12 protein-coding genes are annotated in these 17,815 nt (G+C 65.9%); 10 read left to right on the forward strand and 2 right to left on the reverse strand.

Annotation, left to right across the window (positions count from 1 at the left end; genetic code table 11):
* Positions 1-132: 132 nt before the first annotated feature.
* On the reverse strand, positions 133-1,902 hold the full coding sequence (locus tag Q352_RS0100415) for an AMP-dependent synthetase/ligase (protein WP_028497618.1): 1,770 nt from the start codon (positions 1,900-1,902) through the stop codon (positions 133-135).
* A 299-nt stretch (positions 1,903-2,201) separates the two neighbouring features.
* Between Q352_RS0100415 and Q352_RS0100420 the strand changes: the two genes are divergently transcribed.
* From Q352_RS0100420 to Q352_RS19300, 9 genes are all read left to right on the forward strand, one after another.
* Positions 2,202-3,350, forward strand: a complete 1,149-nt coding sequence (locus tag Q352_RS0100420; protein WP_028497619.1) for a trans-sulfuration enzyme family protein — start codon at positions 2,202-2,204, stop codon at positions 3,348-3,350.
* Positions 3,351-3,421: 71 nt separating this feature from the next.
* Positions 3,422-4,330: an oxygen-dependent coproporphyrinogen oxidase gene (hemF, locus tag Q352_RS0100425; protein WP_028497620.1), complete on the forward strand. Its 909-nt coding sequence runs from the start codon at positions 3,422-3,424 to the stop codon at positions 4,328-4,330.
* 318 nt (positions 4,331-4,648) lie between these two features.
* Positions 4,649-9,100 (forward strand): glutamate synthase large subunit, encoded by a 4,452-nt coding sequence (gene gltB / locus Q352_RS0100430; RefSeq protein ID WP_028497621.1) that lies wholly within the window; start codon positions 4,649-4,651, stop codon positions 9,098-9,100.
* 138 nt (positions 9,101-9,238) lie between these two features.
* Positions 9,239-10,651, forward strand: coding sequence for a glutamate synthase small subunit GltD family protein (locus Q352_RS0100435; RefSeq protein ID WP_028497622.1), 1,413 nt, complete (start codon positions 9,239-9,241; stop codon positions 10,649-10,651).
* 142 nt (positions 10,652-10,793) lie between these two features.
* Positions 10,794-11,375 (forward strand): DJ-1/PfpI family protein, encoded by a 582-nt coding sequence (locus Q352_RS0100440; protein ID WP_028497623.1) that lies wholly within the window; start codon positions 10,794-10,796, stop codon positions 11,373-11,375.
* A gap of 38 nt (positions 11,376-11,413) precedes the next feature.
* Complete coding sequence (locus Q352_RS0100445; RefSeq protein WP_028497624.1) at positions 11,414-12,526, forward strand: MlaE family ABC transporter permease; 1,113 nt, start codon at positions 11,414-11,416, stop codon at positions 12,524-12,526.
* 2 nt (positions 12,527-12,528) lie between these two features.
* Positions 12,529-13,323 carry an ABC transporter ATP-binding protein gene (locus tag Q352_RS19295; protein ID WP_199489747.1) on the forward strand — a complete coding sequence of 265 codons (795 nt, stop codon included), beginning with the start codon at positions 12,529-12,531 and terminating at the stop codon, positions 13,321-13,323.
* Entirely contained in the window at positions 13,323-14,228 is a 906-nt protein-coding gene (locus Q352_RS0100455) for an MlaD family protein (protein WP_028497625.1), read from the forward strand. Before Q352_RS19295 ends, Q352_RS0100455 begins: the two co-directional genes overlap by 1 nt.
* Positions 14,225-14,758: an ABC-type transport auxiliary lipoprotein family protein gene (locus Q352_RS19300; protein ID WP_051528579.1), complete on the forward strand. Its 534-nt coding sequence runs from the start codon at positions 14,225-14,227 to the stop codon at positions 14,756-14,758. Before Q352_RS0100455 ends, Q352_RS19300 begins: the two co-directional genes overlap by 4 nt.
* Before the next feature lie 29 nt (positions 14,759-14,787).
* Here the strand turns inward: Q352_RS19300 and Q352_RS0100465 are convergent, their stop codons facing one another.
* The gene (locus Q352_RS0100465) at positions 14,788-16,206 is read right to left on the reverse strand and encodes an aminotransferase-like domain-containing protein (protein ID WP_036384665.1); all 1,419 of its coding nucleotides are present in this window, start codon (positions 16,204-16,206) and stop codon (positions 14,788-14,790) included.
* Between the two features lie 139 nt (positions 16,207-16,345).
* Between Q352_RS0100465 and ccoG the strand changes: the two genes are divergently transcribed.
* A complete protein-coding gene (gene ccoG, locus Q352_RS0100470; protein WP_084299681.1) occupies positions 16,346-17,737 on the forward strand; it encodes a cytochrome c oxidase accessory protein CcoG in 1,392 nt (463 codons plus the stop codon).
* The last annotated feature ends 78 nt before the right edge of the window (positions 17,738-17,815 follow it).

The following is a 17,815-nucleotide window of genomic DNA, read 5'->3' on the forward strand; positions in this document are numbered from 1 at the left end:
GCTGCCTGCAAAGAACGGACAAGCGAAGCGAGGTTTCCCCGCGGCGGCGGGGACGGCAGATTCTGTCAGGCGGGCGTGCACCGACGCCACGGTGACCGTTGATGCCCACCTTTGTCGCCGTCTGGTCCCGGCTTACAGGGCATGGCCCGCGTACATGCTGTCGATCAGCGTATGGAAGCGTTCGGTGATCACCTTGCGGCGCAGTTTCAGCGTTGGCGCCAGCTCGCCGGCGTCAATGCTCCATGGCCGGTCGACCAGCGCGATCTTCTTCACCTGCTCCCAGTTGCCGAACAGGCGGTTGAAGCGCTTGACCTCGTGCTCGATCAGCTCGCGGACTTTCGGGTGCGCGATCATCTCGGCTTCGCTTCTGAGGTTCAGCCCCTGCTGTACGCACCAGGCGCGCAGCTGCTCGAACAGCGGCACCACCAGCGCACTGGCGTACTTGCGGCCGTCGCCGACCACCATCACCTGATCGATAAAGGCCGATTCCTTCAGCTTGTTCTCGATCACCTGCGGCGCGACATACTTGCCGCAGCTGGTCTTGAACATTTCCTTCTTGCGATCGGTGATGCGCAGATTGCCTTCGGCATCGAATTCGCCGACGTCGCCGGTATGCAGCCAGCCGTCCTTCAGGGCTTCGGCGGTCTGCTCCGGGTCGCGGTAGTAGCCGAGCATGATGTTCGGCCCGCGGGCGATGATCTCGCCATCCGGCGCGATGCGGATTTCCACATTGTCCATCGGGACGCCGACGGTGCCGATGGCGGTGTGTTCGGCATTGAACACGTTGCCGGTCAGGATCGGCGACGCCTCGGTCATGCCATAACCTTCGGACACGATGATGCCGGCGGCCCAGAACAGGCGCGACAGGCGCGGCTGCAGCGCGGCCGAACCGACCACGATCATCTTTGTGTTGCCGCCGAGCGCGGCGCGCCACTTGCTGTAGACCAGGCGGTCGAACAGCTGGTGGCGCAGGCGGCCGATGACGCCGGGCTTGTCGCGCGGCTCGAAGGTCTCGGCATGGCGGATCGCGGCCTGGTACAGCTTGCGGGTGACACCATGCAGCTCGTTCTGCTTGCCTACCAGCTTTTCGTAGACCTTTTCCAGCAGGCGCGGAACGGTGGTGAACACTTCCGGATGGACATCGCCCAGGGTCGCGGCGATCGCGTCGACATTCTTGGCGTGATACACGCCAATGCCGGCATAGAAATAGATGTAGGTGACGCTGCGCTCGAACACGTGCGACAGCGGCAGGAAGCTGACCGCCTTCCAGATCCCGTATTCCAGCGGCGTGAAGCGCGAAACGGCCATCGCGTTGCTGACCACATTGTGGTGGCTCAGCATGACGCCCTTGGGCCGCCCGGTGGTGCCGGAGGTGTAGATGATGGTCAGCAGGTCATCGGCCTGTACCGAGTCGCGCAGCGCATCAAGCACGGCCGGGTGACCATCGCCGCCGCGCAGCAGCACTTCATGCCAGGACGGCGCACCGGCGACATCGGCAAAGGTGTAGACCGGGCAGGCGGGCAGGTGGCTGGTGGCTTCGGTGATGCGCTGGAACAGCGCCTTGTCGCCGGCGAACGCCAGCTTGATGCCGGCATGGTCGACGATGTAGCGCATGTCGTCGACCGGCAGGGTCGGGTACAGCGGGACGCTGATCGCGCCGATCTGTTGCAGGGCGAGGTCGACCAGCAGCCACTCCGGGCAGTTGTTCGATACCAGCGCCACCTTGTCGCCGCGGCGGATGCCCATGGCCAGCAGGCCATGACTCAGGCGGTCGGCGGTGTCGACAACGTCCTGGGTACTGTAGCTGCGCCAGCCGTGGCCGTCCCGGGCATTGAGGCAGTCCGGGCGGGGGTAGGAGGCGAGCTGGTGGCGGATCAGGTCAAAAACACGGGTAAGAGCCATTCGAAAGGTTGAATTGACTGCGAAGGAGCCGAAGGTAAGACTTTTGCCTGGCGATGTAAAGTTCTGACGAGGGAAAAGCTGAAACAGATCAAGGGTTTTGAGGCATTGTTTTCTGCAGGTGACCGTTTTTGTCAGACAATAAGAGTTTTTGCTCTAATTCAAAAAAATGGCAGATAACACCTTGATATCCGTGAGGAATAAAATGGCGTTGCCACGACTTGACACGCGCGATCATGCCAGTGACACGTGCGCGGGCCACCCTGCTATGCTAGTCCGCTCCGTCCGTCATCCTTACTGCCATGAAATTCGCAACCCGAGCCATTCACGCCGGCTATGAGCGTGACGCCACCACCCATGCGGTGATGCCGCCGATCTATCAGACCTCGATCTTCAGCTATGACCACCTCGGCGATGAGCAGCCGTTCTGCTATTCGCGCTCCGGCAACCCGACCCGGGCGGCACTCGAAGCCAATGTCGCCGCACTGGAAGGCATGAAGTACGGCCTGGCCTTCGGCAGCGGCATGGCGGCCATCGACAGCGTGCTGCGCGCGATGCTGAAGCCGGGCGACGAGATCATCGCCGTCGCCGACTGCTATGGCGGCGCCTACCGGCTGCTGACCCGGCTGTACCAGCCGTCCGGCGTGATCGTGACCTTCGCCGACCTGGCGAGCGACCCCGGGCAGCTGAACGCGCTGATCAGCGAGCGTACCCGGCTGGTGTGGCTGGAGTCGCCGACCAACCCGCTGCTGAACATCGTCGACCTGGAACGGGTCGCGTCGATCTGCCGCGCGCGTGGCGTGCCGACCGCGATCGACAATACCTTCGCCTCGCCCTACCTGCAGTCGCCGCGTGACTTCGGCATCGACATCATTGTCCACTCGGCCACCAAATACCTTGGCGGTCACTCCGACGTGCTGCTGGGCGTGGCCTGCGTCGACGACGACGCGCTGTTCCAGCAGATGAAGCTGGTGCAGAACAGCGCTGGCGCCGTTGCCGGCCCGCAGGATTCCTTTCTGGTGCTGCGCGGCATCAAGACCCTGCATCTGCGCATGCAGCGACATGAGGAAAACGCCGGTCGCATCGCCGAATGGCTGCAGGGGCAGCCTGCAGTGGAAAAGGTCATCTATCCGGGACTGGCCAGCCATCCGCAGCATGCGCTGGCCCGCCGGCAGATGCGCGGCTTCGGCGGCATCGTCACCATTTATCTGCGCGACAACAGCCGTGCTGCCGCCGCGCGGGTGGCTGACCGGCTGCAGCTGTTCGCGCTTGGCGAGTCGCTCGGCGGCGTCGAAAGCATCGTCAACCACTCGGCGACCATGTCGCACGGTTCGATGCCGGCCGAGGTCAAAGCGGCCTGCGGCATCCGCGAAGGCATGCTGCGGCTGTCGATCGGCATCGAGGACGCGGATGACCTGATCGACGACCTGACCCGGGCGCTGGCGGACTGAGCCGGCCGATCGGCATGGGCACGGGAGGCAATGCCGTTACAATACCGGTTTCCGACTGCCTCCCGCCCGCCATGCTCTCCGTTACCGAACTCAAAACCTATTTCACCGGCCTGCAGGCGCGCATCGTCGGCAGCCTGGAAGCGCTGGACGGCCAGGCCTTCGTCCGCGACAGCTGGACACGTCCCGAAGGCGGCGGCGGCACCAGCTGCGTGATCGAGGGCGGCAATGTGTTCGAGCGCGGCGGGGTGAATTTCTCCCATGTCAGCGGCGCCTGTCTGCCGCCGTCGGCCTCGGCCTCGCGCCCGGAACTGGCCGGCCGCGGCTTCGAGGCGCTCGGCGTGTCGCTGGTGCTGCATCCGCGCAATCCGTATGCACCGACCACGCACATGAACGTGCGGGTGTTCGTCGCCACCCGCGACGGCGAGGCACCGGTGTGGTGGTTCGGCGGCGGCATGGACCTGACGCCGTATTACGGCTTCGAGGACGACGCCCGCCATTTCCACACCGCCTGTCGCGACGCGCTGGCGCCCTTCGGCGCCGATCGCCATCCGGCCTACAAGGCCTGGTGTGACCGCTACTTCTTCCTCAAGCACCGCAATGAGGCGCGCGGCATCGGCGGCATCTTCTTCGACGACCTGAACGACCTTGGCTACGAGCGCAGCTTTGCGCTGACGCGCTCGGTTGGCGACGCCTTTCTCGGCGCCTACCTGCCGATCCTGGCGCGGCGCGGCGATCTGCCCTTCGGCGAGCGCGAACGCGAGTGGCAGGCGATCCGTCGCGGACGCTACGTCGAATTCAACCTGGTCTACGATCGCGGCACGCTGTTCGGCCTGCAGTCGGGGGGACGCACCGAGTCGATCCTGATGTCAATGCCGCCCAGAGTCGAGTGGCGCTATGCGCATGCGCCGGCCGCCGGCAGTGACGAAGCGCGGCTGCTTGACGCTTTCCTGCCGCCGCGCGACTGGCTGGCTGCGGCCTGAGCCGGATTTTTGGCATCAAATCCCCGAATGCCGCTTGCCGCGGCATTTTTCTTGTCCGGCAATCAGCATTTTGTCCGGTCCCGGGTGTAAAAAAAGATCAAACATCTGGTGCGGAATATTAAACAGTCATGTCCGAAGTACGGAAAATTCTGACGCAAATATGTACAAACTGACGGGAAAAATCAGCAGAAAAAAACGGCAAGTCATTGATTTGAAATTGATAATGCAATGCACAAAAAAGGTTTGCCGCTGGTGCCCGTGCGACCCTACAATCGTTCACATCCGTGTCATTGATTCATGATTGTTAGGCAGGCAGTAATGGAAAGACAGCAGTGGTTGCGGGGGACCTTGTATCGCCCCGCCTTCGAGCAGGACAGCTGTGGCTTCGGCCTGATCGCGCAGCTTGACGATCAGCCGTCCCACTGGCTGGTCAAGACCGCCATCAGTTCGCTGGCCCAACTGACCCACCGCGGCGCGGTTGCCGCCGATGGCAAGTCGGGTGACGGCTGTGGCCTGCTTTTTCGCAAACCCGACGGCTTCCTGCGTGAAGTCGCCGCCGAAAGCGGCATCGCGCTGAAGAAAATCTACGCGGCCGGTCTGGTGTTCGTCGGTGCCGACCCCGCGGTCGGCCAGGCGTCGCTGGCCCGGTTGAGCGAGACGCTCGAACAGCAGGGGCTGGAAGTCGCCGGCTATCGCGACGTGCCGACCGATGTGTCGGCCTGTGGTGAATATGCACTGAAGACGCTGCCGGTGATCAAGCAGGTCTTCGTCAACTGTCCGTTCGGGATGGAGGAGGCGGCGTTCAAGCGCAGCCTGTACGTTGGCCGCCGGCTGGCCGAAAAGGCCAATCAGGGCGACAAGTCCTTCTACATTCCGACCCTGAACCCGGACACCCTGTCGTACAAGGGCCTGGTCACGCCGGACAACCTGCCGCTGTTCTTCCTCGACCTGAACGACCCGCGTTTCGAGTCGAGCCTGGCCGTGTTCCACCAGCGCTTCTCGACCAATACCTGGCCGCAGTGGAAGCTGGCGCAGCCGTTCCGCTACCTGGCGCACAACGGTGAAATCAACACCGTGCAGGGCAACCGCTACTGGGCCCGCGCCCGCGAGCGGATCATGGAATCGCCGGTGCTGGACATGGACGCGGTGCGTCCGATCGTGCAGGTCGACGGCTCCGACTCGATGAGCCTCGACAATATGCTCGAAGGCCTGCTGATGGGCGGCATCCCGCTGTTCCGCGCCCTGCGCCTGCTGGTACCGCCGGCCTGGCAGAACGTCGACTCGACCGACAAGGACCTGCGCGCCTTCTACGAATTCAACTCGATGCACATGGAGCCGTGGGACGGCCCGGCCGGCATCGTGCTGACCGACGGGCGCTACGCCGCCTGCATGCTCGACCGCAACGGCCTGCGTCCGGCGCGCTACGTGGTCACCAGGGACCGCATCCTGACCATCTCGTCCGAAGTGGGCGTGTGGGACTACGCCCCTGAAGACGTGGTCACCAAGGGCCGGGTCAAGCCGGGCCAGATCTTCGGCGCCGACCTGAGCACCGGCGAGCTGTTGCTGCCGGACGACATCGACGCGATGCTGAAGACCGCCAAGCCGTACCGGCAGTGGATCAAGGACAACGCGCGCAAGCTCGAATTCTCGCTCGACGACGACACCACGCTGGCGGTAATGCCGCCCGAGCAACTGGCCATCTACCAGAAGCTGTTCAACGTCAGTGCCGAAGAACGCGACCAGGTGCTGCGCGTGCTGGCCGAACAGGCCCAGGAAGCAGTCGGCTCGATGGGGGACGACACGCCGATGGCGGTGCTGTCCGAACGCGTGCGCTCGCCGTTCGACTTCCTGCGTCAGCAGTTCGCCCAGGTCACCAACCCGCCGATCGACCCGATCCGCGAAGCGGTGGTCATGTCGCTGAACACCGTCTTCGGCCCTGAACGCAACATGTTCGAGGAAACCGCCGAACACGCGAAGCGGCTCGAAGTGCGCAGCCCGGTACTGAGCCACGAGAAATTCGTTCACCTGACCACCCGTCCGGACCCCAACCTGAAGGCGACCACCTTCGACCTGTGCTACGACCCGGCGGACATCGACCTGGAAGCGGCGATCCGCCGCCTGACCGGGCACGTGGTCGAGGCGGTGCGCGAAGGTACGGTCATTGTCGTGCTGTCCGACCGCAATGTCGCGCACAACCGCCTGCCGATCCATGCCCTGTTCGCCACCGGCGCCGTGCACCATGCGCTGATCGAGACCGGCCTGCGCTGTCGCACCAACATCCTGGTCGAGACCGCCACCGCGCGCGACCCGCACCAGATCGCCTGCCTGATCGGCTATGGCGCGACCGGGGTCTACCCGTACCTGGCGTACCAGGTCATCGTCGATCTGGTCAACACCCAGGTCGTCGTCGGCCAGAAGATCAACGAGGCGCTGCAGCACTACCGCAAGGGCATCAACAAGGGCCTGCTGAAGGTACTGTCGAAGATGGGGATTTCCACCGTCGCCAGCTATCGCGGCTCGCAGCTGTTCGAAGCGGTCGGCGTTCACGAGGACGTGGTCGAGCTGTGCCTGCGCGGCACCACGTCGCGCATCTCCGGCGCCCGCTTCGAGGACTTCGAGTCCGACCAGCAGGCGCTGACCCGCTTTGCCTTCAACCCGATGCGGCCGCTGTCGCAGGGTGGGCTGCTGAAGTACGTCCACGGCGAGGAGTACCACGCGTACAACCCGGACGTGGTGATGATGCTGCAGAAGGCGGTGCAGAACACCGACTACGATGCGTGGCAGACCTATGCCCACATGGTCAACACCCGCCCGGTGGCGATGTTCCGTGACCTGATGGGGCTGAAGCTCGATCCGGCGCAGGCCATCGACATCGACCAGGTCGAATCGGTCGAGGCGATCCTGAAGCGCTTCGACTCGGCCGGCATGTCGCTCGGCGCGCTGAGCCCGGAAGCCCACGAAGCGATGGCCACGGCGATGAACCGCCTCGGCGGCCGCTCGAACTCCGGCGAGGGCGGCGAAGACCCGGCCCGCTACGGCACCGAACGGATGTCGAAGATCAAGCAGGTCGCCTCCGGCCGCTTCGGCGTGACCCCGCATTACCTGGTCAATGCCGAAGTGCTGCAGATCAAGGTGGCGCAGGGCGCCAAGCCCGGCGAAGGTGGCCAGCTGCCGGGCGACAAGGTCAGCCCGCTGATCGCCCGCCTGCGCTGCGCCAAGCCCGGCATCAGCCTGATCTCGCCGCCGCCGCACCACGACATCTACTCGATCGAGGATCTGTCCCAGCTGATCTTCGACCTCAAGCAGGTGAACCCGACCGCACTGGTCAGCGTCAAGCTGGTGGCCGAACCCGGCGTCGGCACCATTGCCGCCGGCGTGGCCAAGGCCTATGCCGACCTGATCACCATCTCCGGCTATGACGGCGGTACCGGCGCCAGCCCGCTGACCTCGGTCAAGTATGCCGGCAGCCCGTGGGAACTCGGCCTGACCGAAGCCCAGCAGGTGCTGCGCGCCAACGGCCTGCGCGGCCGGGTGCGGATGCAGACCGACGGTGGCCTGAAAACCGGCCTCGACGTGATCAAGGCCGCTATCCTCGGCGCCGAGTCGTTCGGCTTCGGTACCGGCCCGATGATTGCGCTGGGCTGCAAGTTCCTGCGCATCTGCCACCTGAACAACTGCGCCACCGGCGTGGCGACCCAGGAAATCAAGCTGCGCAGCAAGTACTTCATCGGCCTGCCGGAAATGGTCATGAACTACTTCACCTTCGTCGCGCAGGAAACGCGCGAATGGATGGCGAAGCTCGGCGTGCGCTCGATGGAAGAACTGATCGGCCGCCTCGACCTGATCGAACTGGCCGAAGGCAGGACCGACCGCCAGAAGCGGCTGGACCTGTCCGAACTGGTGTCGATGGGCGACATTCCCGACAGCGAACCGCGCTTCTGCGTGGTCGACTCGAACCCGAGCTTCGACAAGGGTGAGCTGGCCGAGCAGATGGTGGTCGACGCGATGGATGCCATCGAGCACAAGGCGATGCTGACGCTCGACTATCCGATCCGCAACATCAACCGCTCGATCGGTGCGCGGGTGTCGGGCGAGATTGCCCGCCGCTACGGCGCCGACGGCCTGCCCGACGGCTGCCTGACCTTCAGGTTCCACGGTTCCGCCGGTCAGAGCTTCGGGGTCTGGAACTCGCGCGGTCTGCATCTGGACCTCGAAGGCGATGCCAACGACTACGTCGGCAAGGGCATGGCCGGTGGCCGCATCGTCATCTACCCGCCGAAACAGGCCGCCTACGCATCGAATGCGTCGATCATCGTCGGCAACACCTGCCTGTACGGCGCCACCGGTGGTCAGCTGTTCGCGGCCGGCATGGCCGGCGAGCGCTTCGGCGTGCGCAACTCCGGCGCGCTGGCGGTCATCGAAGGTGCGGGCGACCATTGCTGCGAATACATGACCGGCGGCGTGGTCATCGTGCTTGGTGAAACCGGCTACAACTTCGGTGCCGGCATGACCGGCGGCTTCGGCTTCGTCTACGACCCGAATGAGCGCTTTGCCTACCGCTACAACAACGAACTGGTCGACATTCACCTGATCAACAACGAAGCGACCGGCATGTACCGTGCCTATCTGCTCGACAAGATCGCCAGGCATGTCGAATTCACCGGATCGGTGGTCGGTCGCGCGATGCTGGAAAACTTCGACGACTACGTCGACTACTTCTGGCTGGTGAAACCGAAGGCGGCCACGCTCGAAAGCCTGCTGAAAGACTGATGCTGCAAACGGGACGGGCGCGGGACCGCGCCCGGACCCGGGTCACAGAGGGGGGCTGCCGCGCCACGGGCCGGCCGTCCCCGGGGAAATCCGCCGCGCGCGGGCAATGATTCGCGCGCGGCTCACTGGAACATAATCATGGGTGACGTATTCCAGTTCATGAACGTGCAGCGCAATCCGGGCGAGAAGCTTCCCGCCGAATTGCGCCGGCGCAAGTTCATCGAAATCTACACACCGCTGGACGCGCATGACGCGGACGAGCAGGCTGGCCGCTGCCTGTCCTGCGGCAATCCGTACTGCGAGTGGGAGTGCCCGGTGCACAACTACATCCCGAACTGGCTGAAGCTGGTGACGGAAGGCAAATTGTTCGAGGCGGCCGAGCTGTCGCACAAGACCAACTCGCTGCCGGAAATCTGCGGTCGCGTCTGCCCGCAGGACCGCCTGTGCGAAGGCAGCTGTACCCTGAACCAGGGCGGCTTCGGCGCGGTCAGCATCGGCTCGGTCGAAAAGTACATTACCGACGAGGCGTTCAAGGCCGGCTGGCGTCCGGACATGAGCAAGGTGGTATGGACCGACCGGAAGGTCGCCGTCATCGGTGCCGGCCCGGCCGGCCTCGGCTGCGCCGACGTGCTGGTGCGCAACGGCGTGAAGCCGGTGGTGTTCGACCGCTATGAGGAAATCGGCGGGCTGCTGACCTTCGGCATTCCCGAGTTCAAGCTGGAAAAATCCGTGGTCGCGCGTCGTCGCGAAATCATGGAAGGCATGGGCGTCGAATTCCGCCTCGGCGTCGAGATCGGCCGCGACATCAGCATCGACACGCTGCTGGGCGAGTACGACGCGGTGTTCATGGGCATGGGCGCCTACCAGTACATGAAGGGCGGCTTTGCCGGTGAGGCGCTGCCGGGCGTGATGGAAGCGCTGCCGTTCCTGATCAACAACGTGCGCCAGAGCCTTGGCACGCTGAAGGACGAAGCGCCGGTCAGCATGGAAGGCAAGCGCGTGGTCGTGCTGGGCGGCGGCGACACGGCGATGGACTGCAACCGCACTTCGATCCGTCAGGGCGCGAAGCGGGTGATCTGCGCCTATCGTCGCGACGAGGCCAATATGCCGGGTTCCCGGCGCGAAGTCGGCAATGCGCGCGAGGAAGGCGTCGAATTCCTGTGGAACCGTCAGCCGGTGGCGATCGAAGCCGCTGCCGATGGGTCGCTGCGGCTGAAGCTGGCGGAAACCCGGCTTGGCGAGCCGGACGCGAAGGGCCGCCGCTCGGCCGAAGTGGTATCGGGCAGCGAGCAGGTCATCGAGTGCGACCACGTCATCATCGCCTTCGGCTTCCAGGCCGAGCGGCAGTCGTGGTTCGACGGTGCATCGATTGCCACCGACGAGCGAGGTCGCACCCGTGCGGCGGAAAAGCAGCTGTACAAGTTCCAGACCAGCAACCCGAAGGTGTTCGCCGGCGGTGACCAGGTTCGTGGCGCCGATCTGGTGGTGCGGGCGGTATTCGAAGGCCGCCAGGCTGCCGAAGGCATGCTTGCTTACCTGAAGGTCTGGTAACGGGCCGTGCCATCGTGTTTCGCATCGAAGAAGCAGGCCTCGCGCCTGCTTTTTTTCATCCTCGCGCGCCGGCTGCCCCGGAGGGCTATGCTGAACGCGGTGGATCGCCGCTGGGGCGATTCGATGCGAAGAGGTGACAGCGATGGCAGCGAAGAAAATCCTGATGCTGGTCGGCGACTATGCCGAAGACTACGAAACCATGGTGCCGTTCCAGGCGCTGACCATGGTGGGCCATATCGTGCATGCGGTGTGCCCGGACAAAAAGGCCGGCGAGCATGTGCAGACCGCCATCCATGACTTCGACGGCGCCCAGACCTACAGCGAGAAGCCCGGCCACCGCTTCGCGCTGAATGCCGACTTTGCCGATATCGATGCCGCCGATTACGACGCACTGCTGATTCCCGGCGGGCGGGCACCCGAATACCTGCGCCTCAACGACAGGGTGCTGAATATCGTCCGCCACTTCGCCGCGCACAAAAAGCCGATCGCGGCCGTCTGCCACGGCGCCCAGCTGCTGGCGGCCGCCGGCGTGCTGGACGGGCGCGAGTGTTCGGCCTACCCGGCCTGCGCGCCCGAGGTCACGCTGGCCGGCGGTCGCTACCAGGCGATCCCGGTCGACAGCGCCCATACCGACGGCAATCTGGTCACCGCGCCGGCCTGGCCGGCGCACCCGGCATGGCTGGCGCAGTTTCTGCAGGTGCTGGGAACCCGCATCACCCTGTAAACTCGTGCCACTGGCATGATGGAAAGGGGCGCTCGCGGATGAATCCTCCCGGGCTGAAGGTCGATACCGCCGACGGGACACTGACGTTGCTCGGCGACTGGACCCAGAGTGGTCTGTCGGCGGCGGATGCGCGGTTCCGCGAGCGGCTGGAGCAGGCGGCCGCACAGGCCGCCGGCTGGAATCTCGACGCCATCGGCCACCTCGACAGTTGCGGTGCCGCCCTGCTGTGGCAGGTGTGGGGACAGCGCTGGCCGCAGGCCGTGACGGCGGCCGAGCCGCTGCGCGTCCTGCTGGCACGGCTGGCTGCGCTGCCGCCCCTGCCGGCGCCACCCGGCGGACAGGCCTCCGGCTGGCGCATCCTGCCGGTCTTCGTCGGTGACGTGATGCTGACCCTGTGCCGGCAACTGCGCGACGTGACCATGCTGTTCGGCCAGCTGCTGATTGCCAGCGGCTGGATTCTCCGCTATCCGGTCGACATGCCGTGGCGCGGCCTGTCGGCCAACCTGTTCCGCGTCGGGGTCAAGGCGCTCGGCATCACCGCGCTGGTCGGTTTTCTGATCGGCATCGTGCTCAGCTATCTGTCGGCGCAGCAACTGGCCCGCTATGGCGCCAATATTCTGGTGGTTGACCTGCTCGGCGTCGGCATCCTGCGCGAACTGGGGCCGATGCTGGCGGCGATCCTGGTCGCCGGTCGCTCCGGCTCGGCGATCACGGCCGAACTCGGGGTGATGAAAATCCGCCAGGAGCTCGATGCCATGCTGGCGATGGGCCTGTCGCCGAACCTGAGTCTGGTATGGCCCCGGGTGGTGGCACTGATCATTGCCATGCCGCTGGTGGCGCTGTGGACCGACGTGATGGCGCTGATCGGCGGCGCGCTGGCAGCATGGGTATCGCTGGATCTGCCGCTGGCGGTGTTCATCGACCGCTTTCCGACCGCCGTCGCCGTCAAGCACCTGTATCTCGGGCTGGGCAAGTCACTGGTGTTCGGGGCGCTGATCGGTCTGGTGGCCTGCCGCAACGGGCTCGGCGTCGCGCCGAACAGCGAAAGCCTCGGTGCGGCCACCACCCGTGCGGTGGTGGTGTCCATCACGCTGGTGATCCTGGCCGATGCCGTGTTCGCCATCCTGTTCTCTCCGTTCCAGGTCCAGTGACCGTGCCGATCGCCATCCAGCTGTCCCATATCCATACCGTGCTTGGCGGGCGGGTCATTCACGACGACATTTCGCTGCAGGTCGCGACCGGCGAGGTGCTGGCGCTGGTCGGCGGCTCCGGCAGCGGCAAGACCACGCTGCTGCAGCACATGATCGGCCTGACCGAACCGGCCGCCGGCAGCGTGACCGTGCTCGGCGAGCGCCCCGGCCAGATGTCGTTCATGCGCCAGCGTGCGCTGCGTCGCCGTCTCGGCGTGGTGTTCCAGTTCGGCGCGCTGTTCGGCAGTCTCAGCGTGCTGGAAAACGTCATGCTGCCGCTGAAGGCGGCACGGATGCCGGCCGATGTGGCCAGCATGGTCGCCCGGCTGAAGCTCGATGAAGTCGGCATTGCCAGTGCCGACCTGCACAAGCCGCCGTCGGCGCTGTCCGGCGGCATGGTCAAGCGCGTGGCGCTGGCGCGCTCACTGGCACTGGACCCGGAACTGCTGTTCCTCGACGAGCCGACCTCGGGCCTCGACCCGCTGTCGGCGCAGAGCTTCGTCGACCTGATCCTGGAAACCCGCCAGCGCCATCAGCTGACCGCCGTCATGGTGACCCATGACCTGGCGCGCATGCGCCGGCTGGTCGACCGGGTCGCCGTGCTGGCCGACCGGAAACTGGTCGCCATCGGTACGCTGGCGCAGATCTGCCAGGTGCAGCACCCGTTCATTCAATCCTATTTCGGGGCGGAATTCGCCACGACCGCCGGCGGGAATCCTCCCGCCGCCAGCGGTCGGGACGCCGCCGGAGAATCCTGATGGAAAGCAAGAGCCTGGCCCTGTGGACCGGGGTATTCACCCTGACGCTGCTGGCGCTGCTGGTCGCCATGGTGGTGTGGATGAGCGGCGGCGGTACGCGGCCGGTCGACTACCAGCTGGTCGCCAGCCAGTCGGTCGCCGGGCTGCGGCCGGAAGCGCCGGTGCTGCTGCGCGGACTGCAGGTCGGGCGGCTGACCAGCATGCGCATCGATCCGGTCGACATGCAAAAGGTGCGCATGACCGCCAAGATCGACCCCGGCCTGCATTTCAGCCGCAAGCTGCACGCCAAGCTCGGCACCCAGGGCGTGACCGGGCTGTCCTTCGTCGAACTGATCGATGACGGCGGCGGGCCGGCCTTCGACCCGGAGCGCGACGTGATCGAGGTCGCGCCCTCCATGCTGCAGGAAGTCGGCCTGCTGATTCCGGAAACCATGCTCGAAGTGCGCAGGCTGGCCGCGCACGTCAACGACATTCTGAATGCGGACAACCGCGAACATATTGCCTCGCTGCTGGCCAATCTCGACCGCAGCAGTCGCGAATTGCCGGCGCTGGGCAAGGACGCCCGTGCCGCGCTGCGCGACAGCCGTGCGCTGATGCAGAGCCTGCAGGCGCTGAGCGAGCAGAGCCGTGGCAGCCTGGCCCGCATCGACCAGAGTGTGGTCGCTGCTGCCCGCTCGGTCAGTCAGACCGCCGATCGTCTCGGTGCGCTCGGCGAGCGCGCCGACCGTGGCGTGCTGCCGGAAGTGCGGCGGGCGGTAGATGAACTGCGGCGGACCAGCGCCTCGCTCGATCGGCTGATCGAGTCGCAGCGGCGTGATCCGCAGCAGCTGTTGCGCGGTGCGGCCAGCGAGCCGCCGGGCCCGGGCGAGCCGGGATTTGCCGGGGAAAAGGACCCTCATCAATGAAACGGCTGCCCACCCTCCTCATCCTCGCGGCCGCGCTGGCCCTGAGTGCCTGCGCACTGGCACCGGTCGCCCGGCCGGCGCGCTTTACCCTGGACACCCGGAGCATGGCGCGCGCGCCGCTGAGTGTCACCGTCTCGGCGGCAAGCTGGCTGGACGGCCGCGACATGTACTACCGGCTGGCCTATCGCGATCCGCACCGCCTCTACCGCTATGCCGGCAGTGCCTGGGCGTCGGCGGTGCCGAACCTGGTCGGAGAGCGCATCGATCCGGCACCGCAGGCCGGGATGCGGACTCTCGATATCCGCCTGAACGACTTCAGCCAGGTGTTCTCGTCGCCGACCGACAGCGTCGGCCGCGTCGACGCGTCACTGAGCCTGCGTGACGGTCGCGACGGCCGCCTGGTCGACAGCACGCGGCTGAGCGTGGAAAAGCCGGCCGGCGCCGACGCGGCCGCCGGCGTGGCGGCGCTGTCCGCCGCCAGTGACGAACTGCTGGCCCGGGCGCTGCGCTGGGCGGCGCAACACCCGTAACGGCAAGCGGGCGCGCACTGCCCTGGCGCTCAGCCCGTTGTCAGCCGCCGCCCCAGCCGGGCCAGGCGGGCCAGCGCATCGCGGTCGAAGTCGAAGCCGCCGTTCAGGCGCAGGCAGTGGCCGAAGCGGCCGGACGGGGAAAAGATCGTGCCGGGTACGTAGCTCATGCCGTCGGCAATGGTAGCGTCGTAGGCGGCCAGGGTATCGACGTTGTCCGGCAGGGCGGCCCACAGTACGTAGCCGCCGGCGGGGCGTGACACGCGGGTGCCGGGCGGGAAGTGCCGTTCGACCTCGTCGGCCAGCCGCGCCAGCTGGCCGGACAGGCGGCGGCGCAGCTGGGCCAGGCGCCGGTCCGGCTTTTCATGCTGCAGATAGCTGGCGACCGCCATCTGGTTCGGAATCGGCGTGGCCAGCGTGCCCATCAGCTTCAGCAGCAGCGTCTCGCGGTAGTAACGGCCGGCAGCGAGCCAGCCGATGCGCGGTCCCGGCGAGAATGCCTTCGAGAACGTCGAGCAGTACAGCACCCGGCCGCTGCGGTCGTAATGCTTGACCGGCCGGTACGGCACGTCGGAGAACGCCAGCTCGCGATAGGCGTCGTCCTCGATCAGCGGGATCCGGTGGCGTTCGAGGATGTCGATCAGCCGCTGCTTGTCGGCTTCACGCATGACGAACCCCAGCGGATTCTGCAGCGAGGGCATCAGCAGGCAGGCAGCGACGTTGTGGCGCGGGATGGCGGCATCCAGTTCGTCGAGGTCGATGCCGCGTGCCGGGTCGGTGCGGATCTCCAGCGCCTGCATGCCGTTGTTTTCGATGGCGTGCAGCAGGCCGTAGAAAGTGGGCGATTCGACCGCGATCACGTCGCCGGGCCGGGCCACGGCGCGCAGGGCCAGGTTCAGTGCCTCCATGGCGCCGCAGGTGATGACGGTTTCCTCCCAGTCCAGCGTGACCCCCTGATGCAGGGCGCGGCGGGCGATCTGCTGGCGCAGCGCGTCACTGCCGGGCGGCAGGTCGCGCAGCCCGCGCTCGGGGGAGAAGCGCCGGGCGGCCTGGCGCAGGTGGTAGTTGACCCGGTCGAGATCAAGCCAGGCCGGTTCGATGAACGGCGAGCCGAACGGCGCGATATGGCTGTCGCGCAGCGCGTCGAACAGGCGCAGCGCCAGCGGTGCGACCGCGACCTTCTGTGGCCGGGACGCGGACGGCGACGGCGACGGCATGCGCGGTTCGAGAACGAAATAGCCGCGTCGCGGCTGCGCCTCGATCAGGCCGGCCGCTTCCAGGTCCTCCAGTACGCGGCGCACGGTACTGGTGCTGAGCTGGTGGATACGGCATAGCGCGCGCACCGATGGCAGGCGGTCGCCGGGTTTCATCGCCCCGCTGCGCATGGCATGGATCAGGGTATCGGTCAGCAGTCGGAACTTGCGTACGGGGGCTGTGGCTTCTGGTGGCATGGGGGCTTTACCGTGGAACATCGCATCCGGGTGGCATTGTCGCATCTGTATGCATTGAAAATGCAAAAACCTGTGTGTTCCTGATACCAGAGACGGGGTATAGCCTGCGCGACGTTCTCCCATTCCGCCCGGAGCCGTCATGTCGACCACCGTCCAACCCCTGCATCGCGTCAGTGCCAAAGCGGCCCGCGATGCGCGCAACAAGATCTATCCGCGCCTGACGCGCGGTCGTTTCAACACCATTCGCGTGCTGACCGTACTGATCACCCAGGCCGTGTTCTTCGGCCTGCCGTGGCTGCAGTGGAATGGCCGTCAGGCCGTGCTGCTGGATATCGACCACGAACGCTTCTATCTGTTCGGCCTGATTCTCGGCCCGCAGGATCTGGTCTACCTGGCCGGTTTGCTGATCGTCAGCGCCCTGGGCCTGTTCGGCTGGACGGCACTGGCCGGGCGACTGTGGTGCGGCAACGCCTGTCCGCAGACGGTCTACACCGAGATCATGCTGTGGATCGAGCGTGCAGTGCAGGGCGACCGCCCGGCGCGGATGCGGCTGGATGCGGCGCCGCGCGCGTGGAACACGCTGTGGCGCAAGGGCCTGTCGCACGGCCTGATGATGGGGTTTGCGCTGCTGACCGGTGCGACCTTTGTCGGCTATTTCACGCCGATCCAGGACATTGCCACCAGCGGCTCGTGGTTTGCGCTGGGGGGCTGGACCCAGTTCTGGCTGCTGTTCTATGCCGTGTTCACCTATGTGCTGGCCGGTCTGCTGCGCGAGCAGGTGTGCAAGCACATGTGCCCGTATGCGCGCTTCCAGGGCGCGATGTTCGACGATGACACACTGATCATCTCCTATGATCCGGTGCGCGGCGAACCGCGCGGTTCGCGCAAGCAGGGCGACAAGCCGCGTGGCGACTGTGTCGACTGCAGTATCTGCGTGCAGGTGTGCCCGACCGGCATCGATATCCGCGAGGGGTTGCAGTACGAGTGCATCGGCTGTGCCGCCTGTATCGACGCCTGCGACACGGTGATGGACAAGATCGGTGCGCCGCGCGGACTGATCCGCTTTACCTCGCAGAATGCCATGGCGCGCGGCGTCGGCCGGCTGTTTGGCTGGAAGACCCTGTTCCGGCCACGCATGGTGGTCTACGCCGTGCTGATGGCCACCGTGATCGGGGCCATGGGCGTCGGCCTGTGGCAGCACCAGCCGTACAAGTTCAACGTCCTGCGCGACCGCGCCTTCCTGAGCCGGGAAGCCGACGACGGTCTGCTGGAAAACGGCTTTACGCTGCGGGTGATGAACTACGGCGAAAGCGCACAGGATTACCGGGTCGAGGTGGAAGGCCTGCCGTCTGCCAGCGTCAGCACCCGGCCGGAGAAAATCCGGGTCGAGGCGAACGGGGATGCGACGGTCTACGCCTGGGTGCGTGCCGATACCGCCGACCTGCCGCGCGGCAGTCATCCGTTCCGTTTCCGCCTGGTGCCGCAGCAGGGCGAGGCGCTGGAAACCGACGCCAGTTTCATCGCCGAATGATCCGCCTATAGCGTTTCCGGTTATTCGCAAGTGGCATATCGATGCTGCAGCCTGGCGGGACGATGCGATATAAAGGGA

Source organism: Microvirgula aerodenitrificans DSM 15089 (assembly GCF_000620105.1).
Classification (GTDB): Bacteria; Pseudomonadota; Gammaproteobacteria; order Burkholderiales; family Aquaspirillaceae; genus Microvirgula; species Microvirgula aerodenitrificans.